We start from the raw sequence: 14713 nt of genomic DNA, 5'->3' as shown, positions 1-14713 counted from the left end.
CCGGGTGCACGTGGAGGTCTGGTGTTCGACGTCGGTCTCGGCGAGATGGTGGTGCTCGTCGTGCTGGCCCTGGTCATCTTCGGCGACCGGCTGCCCCAGGTGGCGGGCCAGGCCGGCCGCACGCTCCGGCAGTTGCGGATGATGGCCAACAATGCCAAGCGCGACCTCCAGGACGGCCTCGGCCCGGAGTTCAAGGACTTCGACATCGCCGACCTCAACCCCAAGACGTTCGTCCGCAAGCACCTGCTGGAGGACGACGACGACTACGCCCCCCGCCCCGGCGACGACCCCCTGGAGCCCGCCTTCGCGGGCGCCGGCCCCGACGACCTGGGCTACGGCGAACGCCCCCCCTTCGACACCGAGGCCACCTGACCGGCCCACGCCCACCGTGAAACGCGCCCATCGGCGCTCGCGGGAGCGGGGCGGCGACACCCGTGTGACGTGGGACGAGCCCGGCCGCTGAGGCGGTCGGGCTCGTTCGGTCGGGGCGGGGTGGGGGCCGGTCAGCCTCGGCGGGTGGGGCTGATGCCCAGGGAGCGGCCCAGGAGGCCGCGGGAGCGGGCCGCCAGGCTGTCGGCGATGGTGCGCAGCTCCTTGGCGGCGGTGGCGTCGGGGTCGGACAGGACGAGGGGGACGCCGTTGTCGCCGCCCTCGCGGAGGCGGGCGTCGATGGGGACCTGGCCCAGGAGCGGGACACGGGCGCCGAGGGTCTGGGTGAGGGCGTCGGCGACGGTCTGGCCGCCGCCGGAGCCGAAGATCTCGTTGCGCTCGCCGCAGTGGCCGCACTCGAGGTACGACATGTTCTCGATCACGCCGGCGACCTGCTGATGGGTCTGGGCGGCGATGGCGCCGGCCCGTTCGGCCACCTCGGCGGCGGCCTGCTGCGGGGTGGTGACCACCAGGATCTCCGCGGACGGCAGGAGCTGGGCCACCGAGATCGCGATGTCGCCCGTGCCGGGCGGCAGGTCCATCAGCAGGATGTCCAGGTCGCCCCAGTAGACGTCGGCGAGGAACTGCTGGAGGGCGCGGTGCAGCATGGGGCCGCGCCACACGACCGGCTGGTTGCCGGCGGTGAACATGCCGACCGAGATCACCTTCACGTCGTGCGCCGACGGCGGCATGATCATGTCGTCGACCTTGGTGGGGCGGCCCTCCACACCCAGCATCCGGGGGATCGAGTGCCCGTAGATGTCGGCGTCGACCACGCCCACCTTGCGGCCCATGGTGGCCAGCGCGGCGGCCAGGTTGACGGTGACGGAGGACTTGCCGACCCCGCCCTTGCCGCTCGCCACCGCGTACACCTTGGTGAGCGAGCTGGGCTGGGCGAACGGGATCTCCTTGGCGGACTCGCCCGGACGCAGCTTCTCGCGCAGCGCCTTGCGCTGCTCGTCGCTCATCACGTCCAGCTCGACCCGCACGGACGTCACGCCGGCGACCTTGGCGACGGCCTCGGTGGTGTCATTGGTGATCTTGTCGCGCATCGGACAGCCGGCCACGGTCAGGTAGACGCTCACGCTCACCGCGCCGTCCGGCGCGATGTCGACACTCTTGACCATGTCGAGCTCGGTGATGGGCTTGCGGATCTCGGGATCGATCACCGTGGCGAGTGCCGCGGTCACCTGATCGATCGTCACAGGGGAGGCCATGGCGTCCATGGTATGAACTCTCCGGAGTCGTCCGCCAATCCGCCCCGGATTACCCTGCTCACGCGCCGCCGGGGAATACGATCGGACCGTGACGACCGCGTCCACGCTCCTGTCGCCGGCCGAGCTCGAGGTCTGGCGGACCCTGCTGCGCGCACAGGCACGGATCTCCCGCCGGCTGCAGACCGACCTGCTGGACGGACACGACCTCGCGCTCGGCTGTTACGACGTGCTGATGCACCTCGGCGAGTCGCCGGGCGGCCGGCTGCGCATGAACGACCTGGCCGACCGCGTCCTGCTGTCCCGCAGCGGGCTGACCCGGCTGGTCGACCGGCTGCAACGGGACGGGCTCGTGGAGCGGGAGTCCTGCGCCAGCGACGCTCGCGGCCTGTTCGCCGTCCTCACCGCCGAGGGCCGCGCGCGGCTGGAGGAGGCCACGCCCACCTACCGGCGCGCGGTGCGGGAGTGCGTCGTGAGTCGGTTGGGGCCGGGCGAGCTGCGCCGCTTCGGCGACATCCTGGGGCGGTTGGCCGGCGATGCCGACACCCCGGCGGTGCCCGCTCAGAGGCCCCGGGAGGCGTAGTCCCCGCCGGGCCGCCGCCCGTCCCGGTGGCCCTCCCGATGCCCGTCACGGTGACCGTCGAGCTCCTTGAGCATCTGCTGGAGCTCCGAACGCAGGAAGTCGCGGGTGGCGACCTCGTTCAGGGCCAGCCGCAGCCCGGCGATCTCGCGGGTGAGGTAGTCGGTGTCGGCGATGCTGCGCTCGCCGCGCGCCCGGTCCTGCTCGTACTGGACGCGGTCGCGGTCGTCCTGCCGGTTCTGCGCCAGCAGGATCAGCGGCGCCGCGTACGAGGCCTGCAGCGACAGCATCAGGGTCAGGAAGATGAACGGGTACTCGTCGAACCGCAGCGACGCCGGGGCCAGCGAGTTCCAGGCGATCCACCAGAGCACGAAGCAGGTCATGTAGACCAGGAAGCGGGCGGTGCCCAGGAAACGGGCGATCCGCTCCGACAGCCGGCCGAACGACTCCGGATCGTAGTGCGGCCGGGGCAGCAGCCCCCGGCGGGGCTCCAACGGCTGGTCGAGTCGGTGCTGCCGGGTGTTCATCGCGACTCCTGCCGTGCTTCCTGCGCCATCGCCTGGGCGGAGCGGCGCAGCGCCTCCTCCTCGGGGTCGGTGGACTCCTCCGCGGCGGCCTCCATCACCGTCTCCCGCCAGTCCTGGGGCAGCAGGTGGTCGAGGACGTCGTCGACGCTCACCGTGCCGAGCAGGTGCCCGCCGTCGTCCACCACGGCGGCGGCGACCAGGTTGTAGGTGGCCAGGAAGGTGGCGACGGCCTCCAGCGACAGCGTCGGCCGCAGCGGCGCCAGCTCCGTGTCGACGATCCCGCTGACGAGGGCGGACGGCGGCTCGCGCAGCAGCCGCTGGAAGTGCACGGTGCCGATGTAGCGGCCGGTCGGCGTGTCGGTGGGCGGCCGGCACACGTACACCTGGGCGGCCAGCGCCGGGTCGAGGTCGGGGTTGCGGATGTGGGCCAACGCCTCCGCCACGGTGGCGTCCGGGGGAACGATCACCGGCTCGGTGGTCATCAGCCCGCCCGCCGTGTTGTCGGCGTAGGTGAGCAGCCGCCGCACCGGGGCGGCCTCCTCCGGCTCCATCAGCGTCAGCAGCCGTTCGCGCTGCTCGACCGGCAGCTCGCCGAGCAGGTCGGCGGCGTCGTCCGGGTCCATCGCGTCCAGCACGTCGGCGGCCCGGTCGGAGTCCAGTTTGCCGAGGATCTCGATCTGGTCGTCCTCGGGCAGCTCCTCCAGGATGTCGGCGAGCCGCGCGTCGTCGAGCGCGGCGGCCACCTCCGACCGCCGCTTGGCCGGCAGCTCGTGCACGATGTTGGCCAGGTCGGCCGCCTTGAGCTGCTCGAACGCGGCGATCAGCCCGGCGGCGCCCTGCCCGTGCTCCACCCCGGAGAAGCCCGTGACGGCGTCCCAGTCGACCACCGAGATCTCGCCGCGCCGCCGCCGCAGCCCGCGCCCGCCGCCGTTGCGGCGGACGGCCACCTTGGTCAGCAGCCAGTCCCGGGTGCGGGTGGTCTCCATCGCCACGTCCACCACCGAGACGGGCTCGCCCTCGTCGGCGGTGCGCACGGTGCGGTCCAGCATCTCGCCGATGACCAGCGTCTCCGAATCGCGCTTCTGGAAGCGGCGCATGTTGAGCCGGCCGTTGAAGATGATCTGGTCGGCCTCGACGGCGGTCACCCGGGTGATCGGCAGGAACACCGGCCGGCGCGGCTGCACCTCCACCACCAGCCCGAGGACGCGCGGCGGCCGCGGCCCGAGCCGCAGCGCGACGACCACGTCGCGGACCCGGCCCACCTGCTCGCCGGACGGGTCGAACACGGCGACCCCGGCGAGCCGGGCCACGAACGCCCGTGTCGGAGTTCCGCCCACGACTCCCCCTCCCCGCGTGCCCGTTCGCAATGACCGCCCGATTCCGGACAGAGGCTACCCCTGGTCGCAAAGGTAATCCGTGGGGCCCGCCACACCGATGTCACACCCGGGGAACGCGCGGCGTCGTACGGGTGAAGGTCCGACGACCCGAGGAGGCCGATCATGGCAAGGATCTCACTGAACCCGCCCCGCACCCTGACGTACCGGATCGGCGAGTGGTTCGTCCGCCGCAGGTACGGCGCGATGCTCGACTCCGGGCGCGCGGTGGGCCACCACCGGGGGGTGAGCCTCGCCTACGGGATGTTCGAGATGCAGGTGGCACGCTGGAACACGGTGGAGCATCGGCTCAAGGACCTGGCGGTGATGGCCGCCGCGGTCAAGGTCGGCTGCTCCTGGTGCGTGGACTTCGGCACCTGGGACTCGCATCTGCACGGCGTGCCGCTGACCAAGGTGGAGGCGGTGCCGCACTGGCGGGACAGCGACCTGTTCGAGCCGGACGAGCGGCTGGTGATGGAGTACGCCGAGGCGATGACCGAGGACCCGCCGGGCGTCACCGACGAGTTGGTGGGGGCGCTGCGCCGGCACGGATTCGATGACGAGATGCTGGTGGAGCTGACGATGATCGTGGCGGTGGAGAACCTGCGGTCGCGATTCAACGCCGCCGCCGGGCTGGTGGGGCAGGGGTTCAAGGACCGCTGCACGCCGCGCCCGACGCCCTGAGACGGGGGAGACGGACGATGAGGGGAGTCGTCGTGGACGAGGTGTTCGAACACCACCGGGACCTGCTGTTCTCGGTGGCGTACCGGATGCTGGGCACGGCCGCCGACGCCGAGGACGCGGTCCAGGACGCCTGGCTCCGCTGGTCCTCGGCCGACCGCTCGGGCGTCGCCGAGCCGAAGGCGTACCTCGTGCGCATCACCACCAACCTGGCCCTGGACCGGCTGCGGTCGACGCGGGCGCAGCGGGAGTCCTACGTGGGCCCCTGGCTGCCCGAGCCGATGCTGACCTCCCCGGACGTGGCCGAGGACGTCGAACGGGCCGAGTCGGTGTCGATGGCGATGCTGGTCGTGCTGGAGACGCTGAGCCCTCTGGAACGCGCGGTGTTCGTCCTCCACGAGGTGTTCGGCTTCCCGTACACGGAGATCGCCCGGTCCCTCGACCGCAGCGAGCCCTCGGTCCGCCAACTCGGCACCCGCGCCCGCAAGCACGTCGAGGCGCGACGTCCCCGTTTCGAGAGCGACCGACGGGAACGCCGCGAGGCCGTCGAACGCTTCCTGGCGGCCGCCCTGGGCGGCGACATCAACGAGCTGATGGCGATCCTGGCCCCCGACGTGACGCTGTGGACCGACGGCGGCGGCAAGGTCCGCGCCGCCCTGCGGGTCATCGAGGGCGCCGACAAGGTCGGCCGCTTGCTGGCCGGGGTCACCCGCCACGAATTCCGCGGCGTCCACCCCACCGACCTGCGCATCGAGCGGGCCGAGCTCAACGGGGTCCCCGGGCTGGTCCTCTACAACCGGACCGAGCCGTTCGCGACCGTCACCGTCGACCTGGACGAACGGGGCCGGATCGGCGCGATCCACATGGTCGCCAACCCGGACAAACTCCAGGCCCTAGCCGCAGGCCGAACGGTCTCCTGACCCACCCACACCCGACACTCGAAGGCCGACCACGCTCGCTCGAAGCCCGACCACGCACGTCCGAGCGGCGACCACGTTCGTGCGGTGACCACGCTCGTTCGAGCGGCGACCACGCTCGTTCGAAGGGCGACCACGCACGTCCGAGCGGCGACCACGCACGTCCGAGCGGCAACCACCACGTTTGAACGGCGACCACGCTCGTTCGAGCGGCAACCACCACGTTTGAACGGCGACCACGCTCGTTCGAGCGGCAACCACCACGTTCGAGCGGCAACCACCACGTCCGAGCGGCAACCACCACGTCCGAGCGGCAACCACCACGTCCGAGCGGCGACCACCGCGTTCGAAGGGCGACCCGGCGGGGGTTTTGCCCGGTCCTTCAGGCGGGCGGCCCGGAGCGCCAGCGGAGGGCCGCCCGCCTGAAGATCTCAAGACCGGGCGCGGGGGGTGTGGGGGGTCGCCCCCCCACAAAAAACTAAGAGTCAGCTCGACGGCGTTTGGCGCCTCTGAGGCGGGGAGGTGGGCCGGCGGTGGTGGCCGGGGTGGGCACCGGGCGGACGGCGGCGTAGGCGGAGTCGTGCCCGCCCGGGGCCTCCGGCATCTCTCCGGTGGGGACGAGCCGGATGATGTACGAGTGTTCGGCCCACCGGTCGAGTTGGCCCTCGTGGGTGGGCTCGTTGAGCCGTTCCTTGGCCAGCAGCGGGGCCACGGTGTCCCACGGTTCGCCGCCGGGCTCGACCGGAGCGCAGGCGGCCGTCCAGGAGAGCAGGCGGCCGCCCTTGTCCTTGCTGCGCACCGTCACCAGCACCCGGCCGGCCTCGGGCAGCCCGGGGAGCGGCTGCTCGCCGTCGCCGCCGGTGAGCACGTAGGCGGCGCCGTCGTGCCACAGGTGCCAGGCGGCCCGGGGCTGCGGCAGACCGGGCAGGGTCAGCCACACCACCGCGGACTTCTTCATGGCCTCGTCGAGGAGGGGGTCGATCGGTGCCGCGTTCATCTTTCGGACCCTACAGTCCCCGCAGGAAGCGGGAGGCGATCGGTGCCGCCGCCTCCGCCCCGGTGCCGCCGCCCTCCACGATCACCGCGAACGCGACGTCGCCCCGGTAGCCGGTGAACCAGGCGTGCGTCGGCGGCTTCTCGCCCGAGCCGAACTCGGCGGTGCCCGTCTTGCCCGCCGTGCCCGTGGGGAAGTCGACCCCGGCGGCGGTGCCCTCGCTGACGACGGCGGGCATCAGGCTCCGCAGCGCTTGGTGGACCTTGGGTTCGAGGTCGCGGGGCGGCTCGGGCCTGCGGCCCTTGGCGTCCAGGGCCTTCGGGGCGTCCGCCGCGGGCACCAGCCTGGGGGAGCGCCAGGTGCCGTCGGCCGCCGCCGCGGCCACGGCGGCGATGTTGAGGGGGCTGGCCAGCACCTCGCCCTGCCCGAACGAGGCCGCGGCGAGGGCGGTGTCGTCCTTGGTGGAGGGGAACGCGCCCCGGACGGCGGGCAGCCCGCCGATGATCGGCGCGCCGAACCCGAACTGGTGCGCCACCTGACCCAGCCGCTTCTCGCCCAGCGTGTCCACCGACATGCGGGCGAACGTGGTGTTGCACGAGTGCGCGAACGCGTCCCGGAACGACAGGGTGCCGTAGTCGTGGTACTCGGAGTTGCGGAACGAGCGTCCGCCGACGTTGGTGGTCGCCGGGCAGGCCACCCGCGAGGACGGCGACACCCCGTCGGCGACCAGCGCGGCGGCGGTGATGATCTTGAACGTGGAGCCGGGCGGGTACCGACCCATCAGCGCCCGGTTGTAGCCGCCGGGCTTGTTGGCGACGGCGAGGATCTCCCCGGTGGACGGCCGGATCGCCACCAGCGAGGCGGGTTCGTTCACGGCGGCCAGCGCCTCGGAGGCCGACCGCTGGGTCTCGGGGTCGATGGTGGTCCGCAGCGGGGCCCCCTCCTTGCCGCCGAACCGCTTGAGGGTCTTCTCGATCCCGCCCTCGGCGTCCACGATCTGTACGGCCTGGGCGGGCGTGCCCGCGAGCCGCCGCTCGTACTGCTGCTGGAGTCCCGAGATCCCCGCCGGGTCGCCTTCCCGGTACGGCGCGCCCAGCGTCTCGGCGTCCTTGGCGGTCAGCTTGCCGACGGTGCCCACGAGTTGCTGCACCGACCCGGACGAGTGCCCGATGAGGGAGGCCCCCTCGGCGGACAGGATCGGGGCCCGGTCGGGCCAGGCCCGCGAGGTCCGCAGCCTCCGGTCGCCCTTCAGGTCGGGGTGGAGCACCTGCGGGCTCCAGTCCACGAGCCACTCGCCGTCCCGCTTCACCATGGGGAGCTGCGACTGGTACGTCCAGACCCGGCCGCCCGCGAGGGTCATGTTCGCCTCGTACGAGCCCCCGGCGGCCCCGTCCTTCGGCTCGCCCACGGAGGCGACCGTGAACCGCCATCCGCTCACGCCCAGATCGGCGCGCAACCGGGTGTGCCGCTGGACGAAGTCGGCCGGTGGATCGGCCGTCAACCGCTGCATCGCCGTGTAGTCGCCGCTCTGCCACGCGTCCACGTAGCGGCGCGCGGTGTCCGCCGGTCCCTCGTCCTCGCGCAGGAACCACCACACACCGGCCCCCACGAGCAGCACGACGGCGACGGCCGCGGCCATCGGTGCGAATCGTCGCATCCCTGTATCCCCCCGACATCGGATCTCCGTCGACAGGGAAGCACCCGGTAGGCTTCCATGTCCAAGCGCATATCAGTCTTTTACCAATATTGATTTGGATATAGCTGCAGGTCATGAACCTCATCGGGCATCTGGAGTGCTTCGTGGCGGTGGCCGAGGAGCTGCACTTCGGACACGCCGCCGAGCGGCTCGGCATGGCCCAGCCGCCGCTCAGCCAGCGCATCCAGCGGCTGGAGAAGGAGTTGGGCCTCCGCCTCTTCGACCGCTCCAGCCGCCATGTCGAGCTGACCGCGCCCGGCCGGCTGCTGCTGGACGAGGCCCGTGACCTGCTCACCCGCGTGGACCGGATCCACTCGCTGGCGGCGCGCGCCAGGCTCGGCGCGGTCGGCGCCGTACGGGTGGGGCTGCCCGCCGACCTGGGCGGCCCGGTGCTGGCCGCGCTGATCGCCGACTTCCGCGAGCACTGCCCGGACCTGCGGCTGGAGCCCCGTGAGATCGGCACCGCCGAACAGTGCCGCGCGCTGGCCGAGGGCACCCTGGACGTCGGGGTGCTGCGCCATCCCGCCGACACCCGCGACTTCGACCTGGGACCGATGCTGGCGCAGCCCCTCGGGGCGCTGCTGCCCGCCGGGTCGCCGGAGGCCCGGGGCGGCCCGCTGCACCCCGCCGACCTCGATGGTCGTGAGATCGTCCTGTTCCCCCGCGAGGACGCGCCCGGCGCCCACGACGAGCTGCTGGCGGCCTGCCGCCGGCACGGCCTCGACCCGGCCGCCGTCCACGAGGCCCGCAACCCCCAGTTCGCGCTGGGCCTGGTGCTGGCAGGGACGGCGGTGGCGCTGACCGCCCCGATCGAGGAGGAGGGCGTGGTGTGGCGGCCGATCGCCGGTGACCCGCTGGCCCTGCGCACCTCCTGCGCCTGGCCCAAGGGCCGCCGCGACCCCGTTCTGGAACGCGCCGTCGAGCGCTTCACCTCGATCGCCACGAGGGTGCTGCGCCGCCACGCCGGAATGGCGCCGCTGGAACGGGCCGTCTCCCGTCGCGTCATGGCCCGCCCCGCCTCCGGGTTCCTGTCATGAACGAGCGCAGGGCGCAGCGCGTCCGGGCCCGGATCGAGGAGGCGTTCCGCGACGCCGGGGTCACCGGCCGGCTCGCGGCGGTCGACGTGGACGGGGGCCGCGGCATCGGGGTCCGCCCCGACGAGCCCGTGGTGCTCGCCTCGGTGATGAAGGTGCCGCTGCTGGTGGCGCTGCACCGGCAGGCCGCCGCCGGGACCCTCGACCCCGCCGAACGGGTGGTGCTCGGCCCGGACGACCGCACCGCCGGGTCGACGGGGCTGGCGATGCTCCGGGACGAGGTGGCGATGTCGCTCCGCGACCTGGCCGCGCTGATGATCACGGTGAGCGACAACGCCGCCGCCGACGCCCTGTTCGCCCGCGTCGGCGTTCCGGCGGTCAACACGGTCCTCGCCGAGCTGGGGCTCCGCGGCACGCATGTCGCCGGCACCTGCCGCGAGCTGTTCGACTCGATGGAAAGCGACGCCGGGGTCGCCGACCGCGAGGAGCTGTGGGCGGTCCTCGACGAGCCCGGCATGCTCGGCCGGTTGAGCGCCCTCGACCCCGCCCGGACCAGCCGCAGCACCCCCGCCGAGACGGCCGGCCTGTTCGCGGCGATCTGGCGCGACGAGGTCGCCCCCGCCGCGCACTGCGCCCAGATGCGGCGGCTGTTCGCGCTCCAGGTGTGGCCGCACCGGCTCGCCTCCGGCTTCCCGTACGACGACGTACGGGTCAGCGGCAAGACGGGCACGCTGCCGACCATCCGCAACGAGGCGGGCGTGGTGGAGTACCCCGACGGCGGCCGGTACGCGGTCGCGGTGTTCACCCGCAGCGTCAGCACCGCCGCCGTGCTGCCGAAGGCGGACGCGGTCATCGGCACCGCCGCCCGGCTGGCCGTCGAGTACCTCCGCACGGCCGGTGGATAGGCTCCGGGACATGCGCTCGCGCCGATCGACACTCGCGGTCCCCGGGAGCAATCCCCGGTTCATCGAGAAGGCCCAGGGGCTGCCCGCCGACGAGATCTTCCTCGATCTGGAGGACGCCGTCGCCCCCGCCGCCAAGGAGGACGCCCGCAAGAACGTGGTCGCCGCCCTCAACGATGGCGACTGGGGCCCCCGGGTCCGCGTGGTCCGCGTCAACGACCTGCGAACCCCCTGGGCGTACCGGGACGTCATCGAGGTCGTGGAGGGCGCCGGGGCCCACCTCGACTGCCTGATGCTGCCGAAGGTCTCCGAGCCCGACGACGTACGGTGGCTGGACCGGCTGCTCACCCAGATCGAGGCCGCCATGGGCCTGCCGTCCGGCCGGATCGGCATCGAGGCGCAGATCGAGGACGCCCGGGGCCTGGTGAACATCGACGCCATCGCGGCCTCGTCGCCCCGGCTGGAGACCCTGGTGTTCGGGCCCGGCGACTTCATGGCCTCGATCAACATGAAGACGCTGGTGGTGGGGGAGCAGCCGCCCGGCTACACCGAGGGCGACGCCTACCACTACATCCTGATGCGCATCCTCATGGCCGCCCGCGCCCACGACCTGCAGGCCATCGACGGCCCGTACTTCAACGTCCGCGACGTCGACGCCTTCACCCGGGTGGCGCGCCGCTCGGCCGCGCTCGGCTTCGACGGCAAGTGGGTGCTGCACCCGTCCCAGATCGACGCGGCCAACGAGGTCTTCTCCCCGGACCAGGACGACTACGACCGCGCGGAGCTGATCCTGGACGCGTACGACCACGCCACCACCGTTGAGCGGCGCGGCGCGGCGATGCTCGGCGACGAGATGATCGACGAGGCGTCCCGCAAGATGGCGCTGGTCATCGCCGCCAAGGGCCGGGCCGCCGGCCTCACCCGCCGGTCCTCGTTCGAACCGCCCCGGAACTGAACGCCGCGTACCATTTCGTCCGACGATCAAAGACGACGGACGAGCGGCGGGGGGACTCGGTGGGTGAAGAGGGCGTAGAGGGCGGCACGGCCGGCTGGGCGCCCCCCGACCCGCCACGACGGCCCGAGCCCACCCCGGGCCTCACCCCGCCGTCCGGTCCGGTGCAACCCACCGGGCCCGCGACTCCGGGATCCGCGCCCGCCGGGCCGGGGCCCGCGCCGCCCGAGCCGCCGCAACGGCCGGCGCCCACCCCGACGTCCGGGCCCGCGACTCCGGCGTCCGCCCCTGCGGGGCAGGGGTCCGCGCCGCCAGAGCCCGTGCAGCCGTCAGGTCCCGTGGGGCCGGGCTTCGCGCCGCCGTCCGGTCCGGGGCAATCGGGCCTCGGGCGGACGGCTGGGCCGGGTTCCGAGCAGCCCGGCATGCCGGGGGTCGAGTCCGTGGGGCGGTATCGGCCCGAGTTCGCGCCGCCGCTGGACCCGTACCCCGCCACCCCTCCCGGGTGGAACGGGCACGCCGACCCGCCCTCGTGGCCGCAGCCGTACGGGCGGCCGCCCGGGAAGGTGCGGTGGACCGTCGACGCGCCGCCCGGCACCCCGTACCAGCGGCTCGCCCGGACGCCGGCGCAGCGCTGGTGGCGGCCGGTGCTCGGGACGGCGGCCATCCTGGTGGCCGGGCTCACCGCGCTCGTGCCGGTGATGATCGTCTGGGTCCTCGTCGAGGCGGCGATCCAAGGCGTGGACCCGGGCATCCTCTTCGAGGCGCTCGGTGAGGGCGGCGGCCCGTTGCTGGCCGGCGACAACTCCGAGTTGGCCTTCACCCTGGTCAGCCTCGCGGTGTTCCTGCCGTTCATCCCGTTGGCGGCGTGGGGGCTGCAACGACGCCGGCCCGGCACGCTGTCCTCGGTGGCCGGCCGGATCCGCTGGCGCTGGCTCGGCACCTGCGCGGGTCTGGCGGTCGGCGCCACCGTGGTGTCGTTCGCGCTGGCGTGGGCGGTGAGCCCGCTGATGGACGAGCCCGCCGACGAGGGCGCGTGGGTGGGTTGGGGGGCGTTCGTCGCGCCGCTGCTGATCGTGGTGCTCCTGGTGCCGTTCCAGGCGACCGCCGAGGAGTACTTCTTCCGCGGCTGGCTGCTGCAGTCCATCGCGAGCTGCACTCTGGAGGGCCGTACCGGGGGCGTGGCCCGCCGGCTCGCGGTGGTCTTCCGCACGCCGTGGCCGGCGATCTGCCTCACCTCCGCCCTGTTCGTGGCGGGGCACGGCTACACCGGCTGGGGGATCCTCGACATCTTCTGCTTCGGCGTGATCGCCGCCTGGCTGGCGATCCGCACCGGCGGGCTGGAGGCGTCGATCGCCCTGCACGTGATCAACAACGTGGTGGCCTTCCTGTTCCCCGCCGCGCTGGGCCTGCTCGACCTGGAGCAGGGCTCGATCGCGCTGCCGGCCGTGGTCGCCGACGTGCTGCCGCTGCTGCTGTACGCGGCGCTGGTCGCCAGGCTGGCGGACCGGCGGGCGCTGCAGACCGTCACCGCTCCGGCCCAGGACCCGGCGGCAGCACCCGCCACGCCGTGAGCGCCTCGACCAGCCCCGGGCTGGTCGGCAGCGCGCGCAGCTCTGCGACGGTCACCCAGCGGGCGTCGGCCGCGTCGTCGCCCGCCCGCAGCGCGCCCCCCACCACCGTGGCCGCGTAATCGTGGATCTCGTACGTCGCGTCGCCCGGGCCCGGCCGGTCCACCACCCCGGTGCGCGCGCCCACGGCCACCAGCAGGCCGGTCTCCTCCCGCACCTCGCGCGCCACCGCCGCCGCGTCCGCCTCGCCCGGCTCCACCCGCCCGCCCGGGATCGACCACAGCCCCTCGCCGGGCGGCCGGCCCCGCCGGATCACCAGCAGCCGCCCCGCCTCGTCCCGGACGATCGCCCCCACACAGCGCACCACCCTCATCCCGCCATTCTCAGGCCACCCCGGGGTATAGCGGGATTCAAGCGTCTTGACTCGGCGGCGCTCGCCGACGACCGTAGGTTGTCGTGAGGGCCGAGCCCACCTGCCCGCGGTGCGGCGGGCCGTTGCGCGCGCCGGGCCTGTGGTCGAACGACTGGGCCTGCGCGGTGCACGGAACCGTACTGCCGAGGCAGCCCGCCCGGCGGCCGTCCCCGGAGGGGCTGGCCGCCGTCCTGCGCGATGCCCGGGTGCCGCTGTGGGCGCCCTGGCCGCTTCCGCCCGGCTGGCTGGTCACCGGATTCCTGGACGTCGGAGACGAACGCAGCGGCGCCCGCGCCTGCGCGGTGGCCCTGTCCGGCCCCGGCCTGCTCCAGGGCCCCGCCGACATGCTGCTGATCGCCGAGGAGCCCGGCGTCGGGCTGGGCGCGTACTACGCGGGCCTGGACGGGTTCGACGCGGGCAAGGGCTGCAACGACAGCGCCCCGCACGCCAAGGCGCAGGTCAGGGCCAACGGGACGCGCACCCACCCGGTGGCGCTGTGGGCGTTGGACGGCGGCCCCGACCGTGCCGTCTACGTGGGCGAGGCCCTGGGGATCTGGCTGTGGACGGTGCTGTGGCCGGCCGACGCGGGGGTGCTCATGCTGGACCGGCTCGAGCTGCTCGACCTGCGCGAGCCCGGCATGGACCTCGATCTCCCGTACGGCGCGGCCAGCCCGCGGCTGAACGAGTAGTCCGCCGGGGTGCGCGGAGGGGATAGGGTCTGACCGTGGACGCGCGTATCGAACAGGTGGTGTCGAAGGGCAAGTGCACCCTGGACGACACCGAGTACGAGGTCGAGAGCAACACCTACATCGTCGGTGACGACGACGAGGTCATCGTGATCGACCCGGCGCATGACGCCGAGGCCATCCTCAAGGAGGTCGGCAAGCGGGAGGTCATGGCCGTCATCTGCACCGACGGCAACGACCAGCACCTCAACGGGGTGCTGGAGGTGGCCGCCGCCGGTGAGGACGACGAGGAGAACTGGGCCCCGATCGCCCTGCACCGCCACGACCGGATCCTCTGGCGCGACTTCTTCTCCCAGCTCGCCAAGGGCGAGGAGGACGAGGACGAGGCCAAGGCGCTCCGGTCCGTGGAGCCCGACATCTGGCTCGAGGACGGCGGGATCTTCGAGATCGCCGGCGTCCAGTTGGAGATCCAGCACACGCCCGGGCACACACCGGGCAGCGTGAGCGTCTACTGCGAGCAGCTCGGTGTGCTGTTCTCGGGCGACACGCTGCACCGCGGCCGTCCCGGCTCGGTGGGCGGGGTCTTCAGCGACATGCGCCAGCAGCTCAACTCCATCGGCTCCCTGCTGACCCCCCTCCCCAAGGACACCCGGGTGCTGCCCGGCCAGGGCGAGGAGACCACGGTCGGCGACGAGGACGCCCGCTGGGAGAGCTGGGGCGCCCTCGCCACCGAGGAAGACTGACCGCC

General features: G+C 73.3%; 16 protein-coding genes. 10 read left to right on the top strand and 6 right to left on the bottom strand.

The window, feature by feature from the left end:
- Positions 1-21: 21 nt before the first annotated feature.
- Complete coding sequence (locus DFJ69_RS06450) at positions 22-372, top strand: sec-independent translocase (RefSeq protein ID WP_116021633.1); 351 nt, start codon at positions 22-24, stop codon at positions 370-372.
- 131 nt (positions 373-503) lie between these two features.
- Here DFJ69_RS06450 and DFJ69_RS06445 read toward each other — a convergent pair whose 3' ends face one another.
- The gene (locus DFJ69_RS06445) at positions 504-1655 is read right to left on the bottom strand and encodes an Mrp/NBP35 family ATP-binding protein (protein WP_116021632.1); all 1152 of its coding nucleotides are present in this window, start codon (positions 1653-1655) and stop codon (positions 504-506) included.
- Positions 1656-1734: 79 nt separating this feature from the next.
- Here DFJ69_RS06445 and DFJ69_RS06440 point away from each other — a divergent pair, with 79 nt between their 5' ends.
- A complete protein-coding gene (locus tag DFJ69_RS06440; RefSeq protein ID WP_245974077.1) occupies positions 1735-2226 on the top strand; it encodes a MarR family winged helix-turn-helix transcriptional regulator in 492 nt (163 codons plus the stop codon).
- Here the strand turns inward: DFJ69_RS06440 and DFJ69_RS06435 are convergent.
- Together DFJ69_RS06435 and DFJ69_RS06430 are read right to left on the bottom strand one after the other, a co-directional pair.
- Positions 2205-2750, bottom strand: a complete 546-nt coding sequence (locus DFJ69_RS06435; protein ID WP_116021631.1) for a DUF1003 domain-containing protein — start codon at positions 2748-2750, stop codon at positions 2205-2207. The two genes, DFJ69_RS06440 and DFJ69_RS06435, sit on opposite strands and share 22 nt — an antisense overlap.
- Positions 2747-4087 carry a magnesium transporter MgtE N-terminal domain-containing protein gene (locus tag DFJ69_RS06430; protein WP_116021630.1) on the bottom strand — a complete coding sequence of 447 codons (1341 nt, stop codon included), beginning with the start codon at positions 4085-4087 and terminating at the stop codon, positions 2747-2749. Before DFJ69_RS06430 ends, DFJ69_RS06435 begins: the two co-directional genes overlap by 4 nt.
- A gap of 162 nt (positions 4088-4249) precedes the next feature.
- Here DFJ69_RS06430 and DFJ69_RS06425 point away from each other — a divergent pair, with 162 nt between their 5' ends.
- The gene (locus DFJ69_RS06425; protein WP_116021629.1) at positions 4250-4807 is read left to right on the top strand and encodes a carboxymuconolactone decarboxylase family protein; all 558 of its coding nucleotides are present in this window, start codon (positions 4250-4252) and stop codon (positions 4805-4807) included.
- A gap of 17 nt (positions 4808-4824) precedes the next feature.
- Positions 4825-5724, top strand: a complete 900-nt coding sequence (locus tag DFJ69_RS06420) for an RNA polymerase sigma-70 factor (protein WP_116021628.1) — start codon at positions 4825-4827, stop codon at positions 5722-5724.
- A gap of 475 nt (positions 5725-6199) precedes the next feature.
- Here DFJ69_RS06420 and DFJ69_RS06415 read toward each other — a convergent pair whose 3' ends face one another.
- The gene (locus DFJ69_RS06415; protein ID WP_116021627.1) at positions 6200-6718 is read right to left on the bottom strand and encodes a hypothetical protein; all 519 of its coding nucleotides are present in this window, start codon (positions 6716-6718) and stop codon (positions 6200-6202) included.
- 10 nt (positions 6719-6728) lie between these two features.
- Positions 6729-8372 (bottom strand): penicillin-binding transpeptidase domain-containing protein, encoded by a 1644-nt coding sequence (locus tag DFJ69_RS06410; RefSeq protein WP_116021626.1) that lies wholly within the window; start codon positions 8370-8372, stop codon positions 6729-6731.
- Positions 8373-8485: 113 nt separating this feature from the next.
- On the opposite strand from DFJ69_RS06410, the gene DFJ69_RS06405 reads away from it, so the two are divergent.
- From DFJ69_RS06405 to DFJ69_RS06390, 4 genes are all read left to right on the top strand, one after another.
- A complete protein-coding gene (locus tag DFJ69_RS06405) occupies positions 8486-9448 on the top strand; it encodes a LysR family transcriptional regulator (protein ID WP_116021625.1) in 963 nt (320 codons plus the stop codon).
- Positions 9445-10350 carry a serine hydrolase gene (locus tag DFJ69_RS06400; RefSeq protein ID WP_116021624.1) on the top strand — a complete coding sequence of 302 codons (906 nt, stop codon included), beginning with the start codon at positions 9445-9447 and terminating at the stop codon, positions 10348-10350. The genes DFJ69_RS06405 and DFJ69_RS06400 overlap by 4 nt, the downstream gene beginning before the upstream one ends.
- A 10-nt stretch (positions 10351-10360) precedes the next feature.
- On the top strand, positions 10361-11302 hold the full coding sequence (locus DFJ69_RS06395) for an HpcH/HpaI aldolase/citrate lyase family protein (RefSeq protein WP_116021623.1): 942 nt from the start codon (positions 10361-10363) through the stop codon (positions 11300-11302).
- A gap of 419 nt (positions 11303-11721) precedes the next feature.
- Positions 11722-12870, top strand: coding sequence for a CPBP family intramembrane glutamic endopeptidase (locus tag DFJ69_RS06390; RefSeq protein WP_116021622.1), 1149 nt, complete (start codon positions 11722-11724; stop codon positions 12868-12870).
- Here DFJ69_RS06390 and DFJ69_RS06385 read toward each other — a convergent pair.
- On the bottom strand, positions 12824-13240 hold the full coding sequence (locus DFJ69_RS06385) for an NUDIX hydrolase (RefSeq protein WP_116021621.1): 417 nt from the start codon (positions 13238-13240) through the stop codon (positions 12824-12826). The genes DFJ69_RS06390 and DFJ69_RS06385 overlap by 47 nt on opposite strands.
- Positions 13241-13323: 83 nt before the next feature.
- On the opposite strand from DFJ69_RS06385, the gene DFJ69_RS06380 reads away from it, so the two are divergent.
- Together DFJ69_RS06380 and DFJ69_RS06375 are read left to right on the top strand one after the other, a co-directional pair.
- Positions 13324-13968 (top strand): DUF6758 family protein, encoded by a 645-nt coding sequence (locus DFJ69_RS06380; RefSeq protein ID WP_116021620.1) that lies wholly within the window; start codon positions 13324-13326, stop codon positions 13966-13968.
- Positions 13969-14003: 35 nt separating this feature from the next.
- Positions 14004-14708 (top strand): MBL fold metallo-hydrolase, encoded by a 705-nt coding sequence (locus tag DFJ69_RS06375; protein ID WP_116021619.1) that lies wholly within the window; start codon positions 14004-14006, stop codon positions 14706-14708.
- The last annotated feature ends 5 nt before the right edge of the window (positions 14709-14713 follow it).

It is taken from the genome of Thermomonospora umbrina, from assembly GCF_003386555.1.
GTDB classification, from domain to species: domain Bacteria; phylum Actinomycetota; class Actinomycetes; order Streptosporangiales; family Streptosporangiaceae; genus Thermomonospora; species Thermomonospora umbrina.
This window is presented reverse-complemented; position numbering and strand designations above follow the sequence as displayed.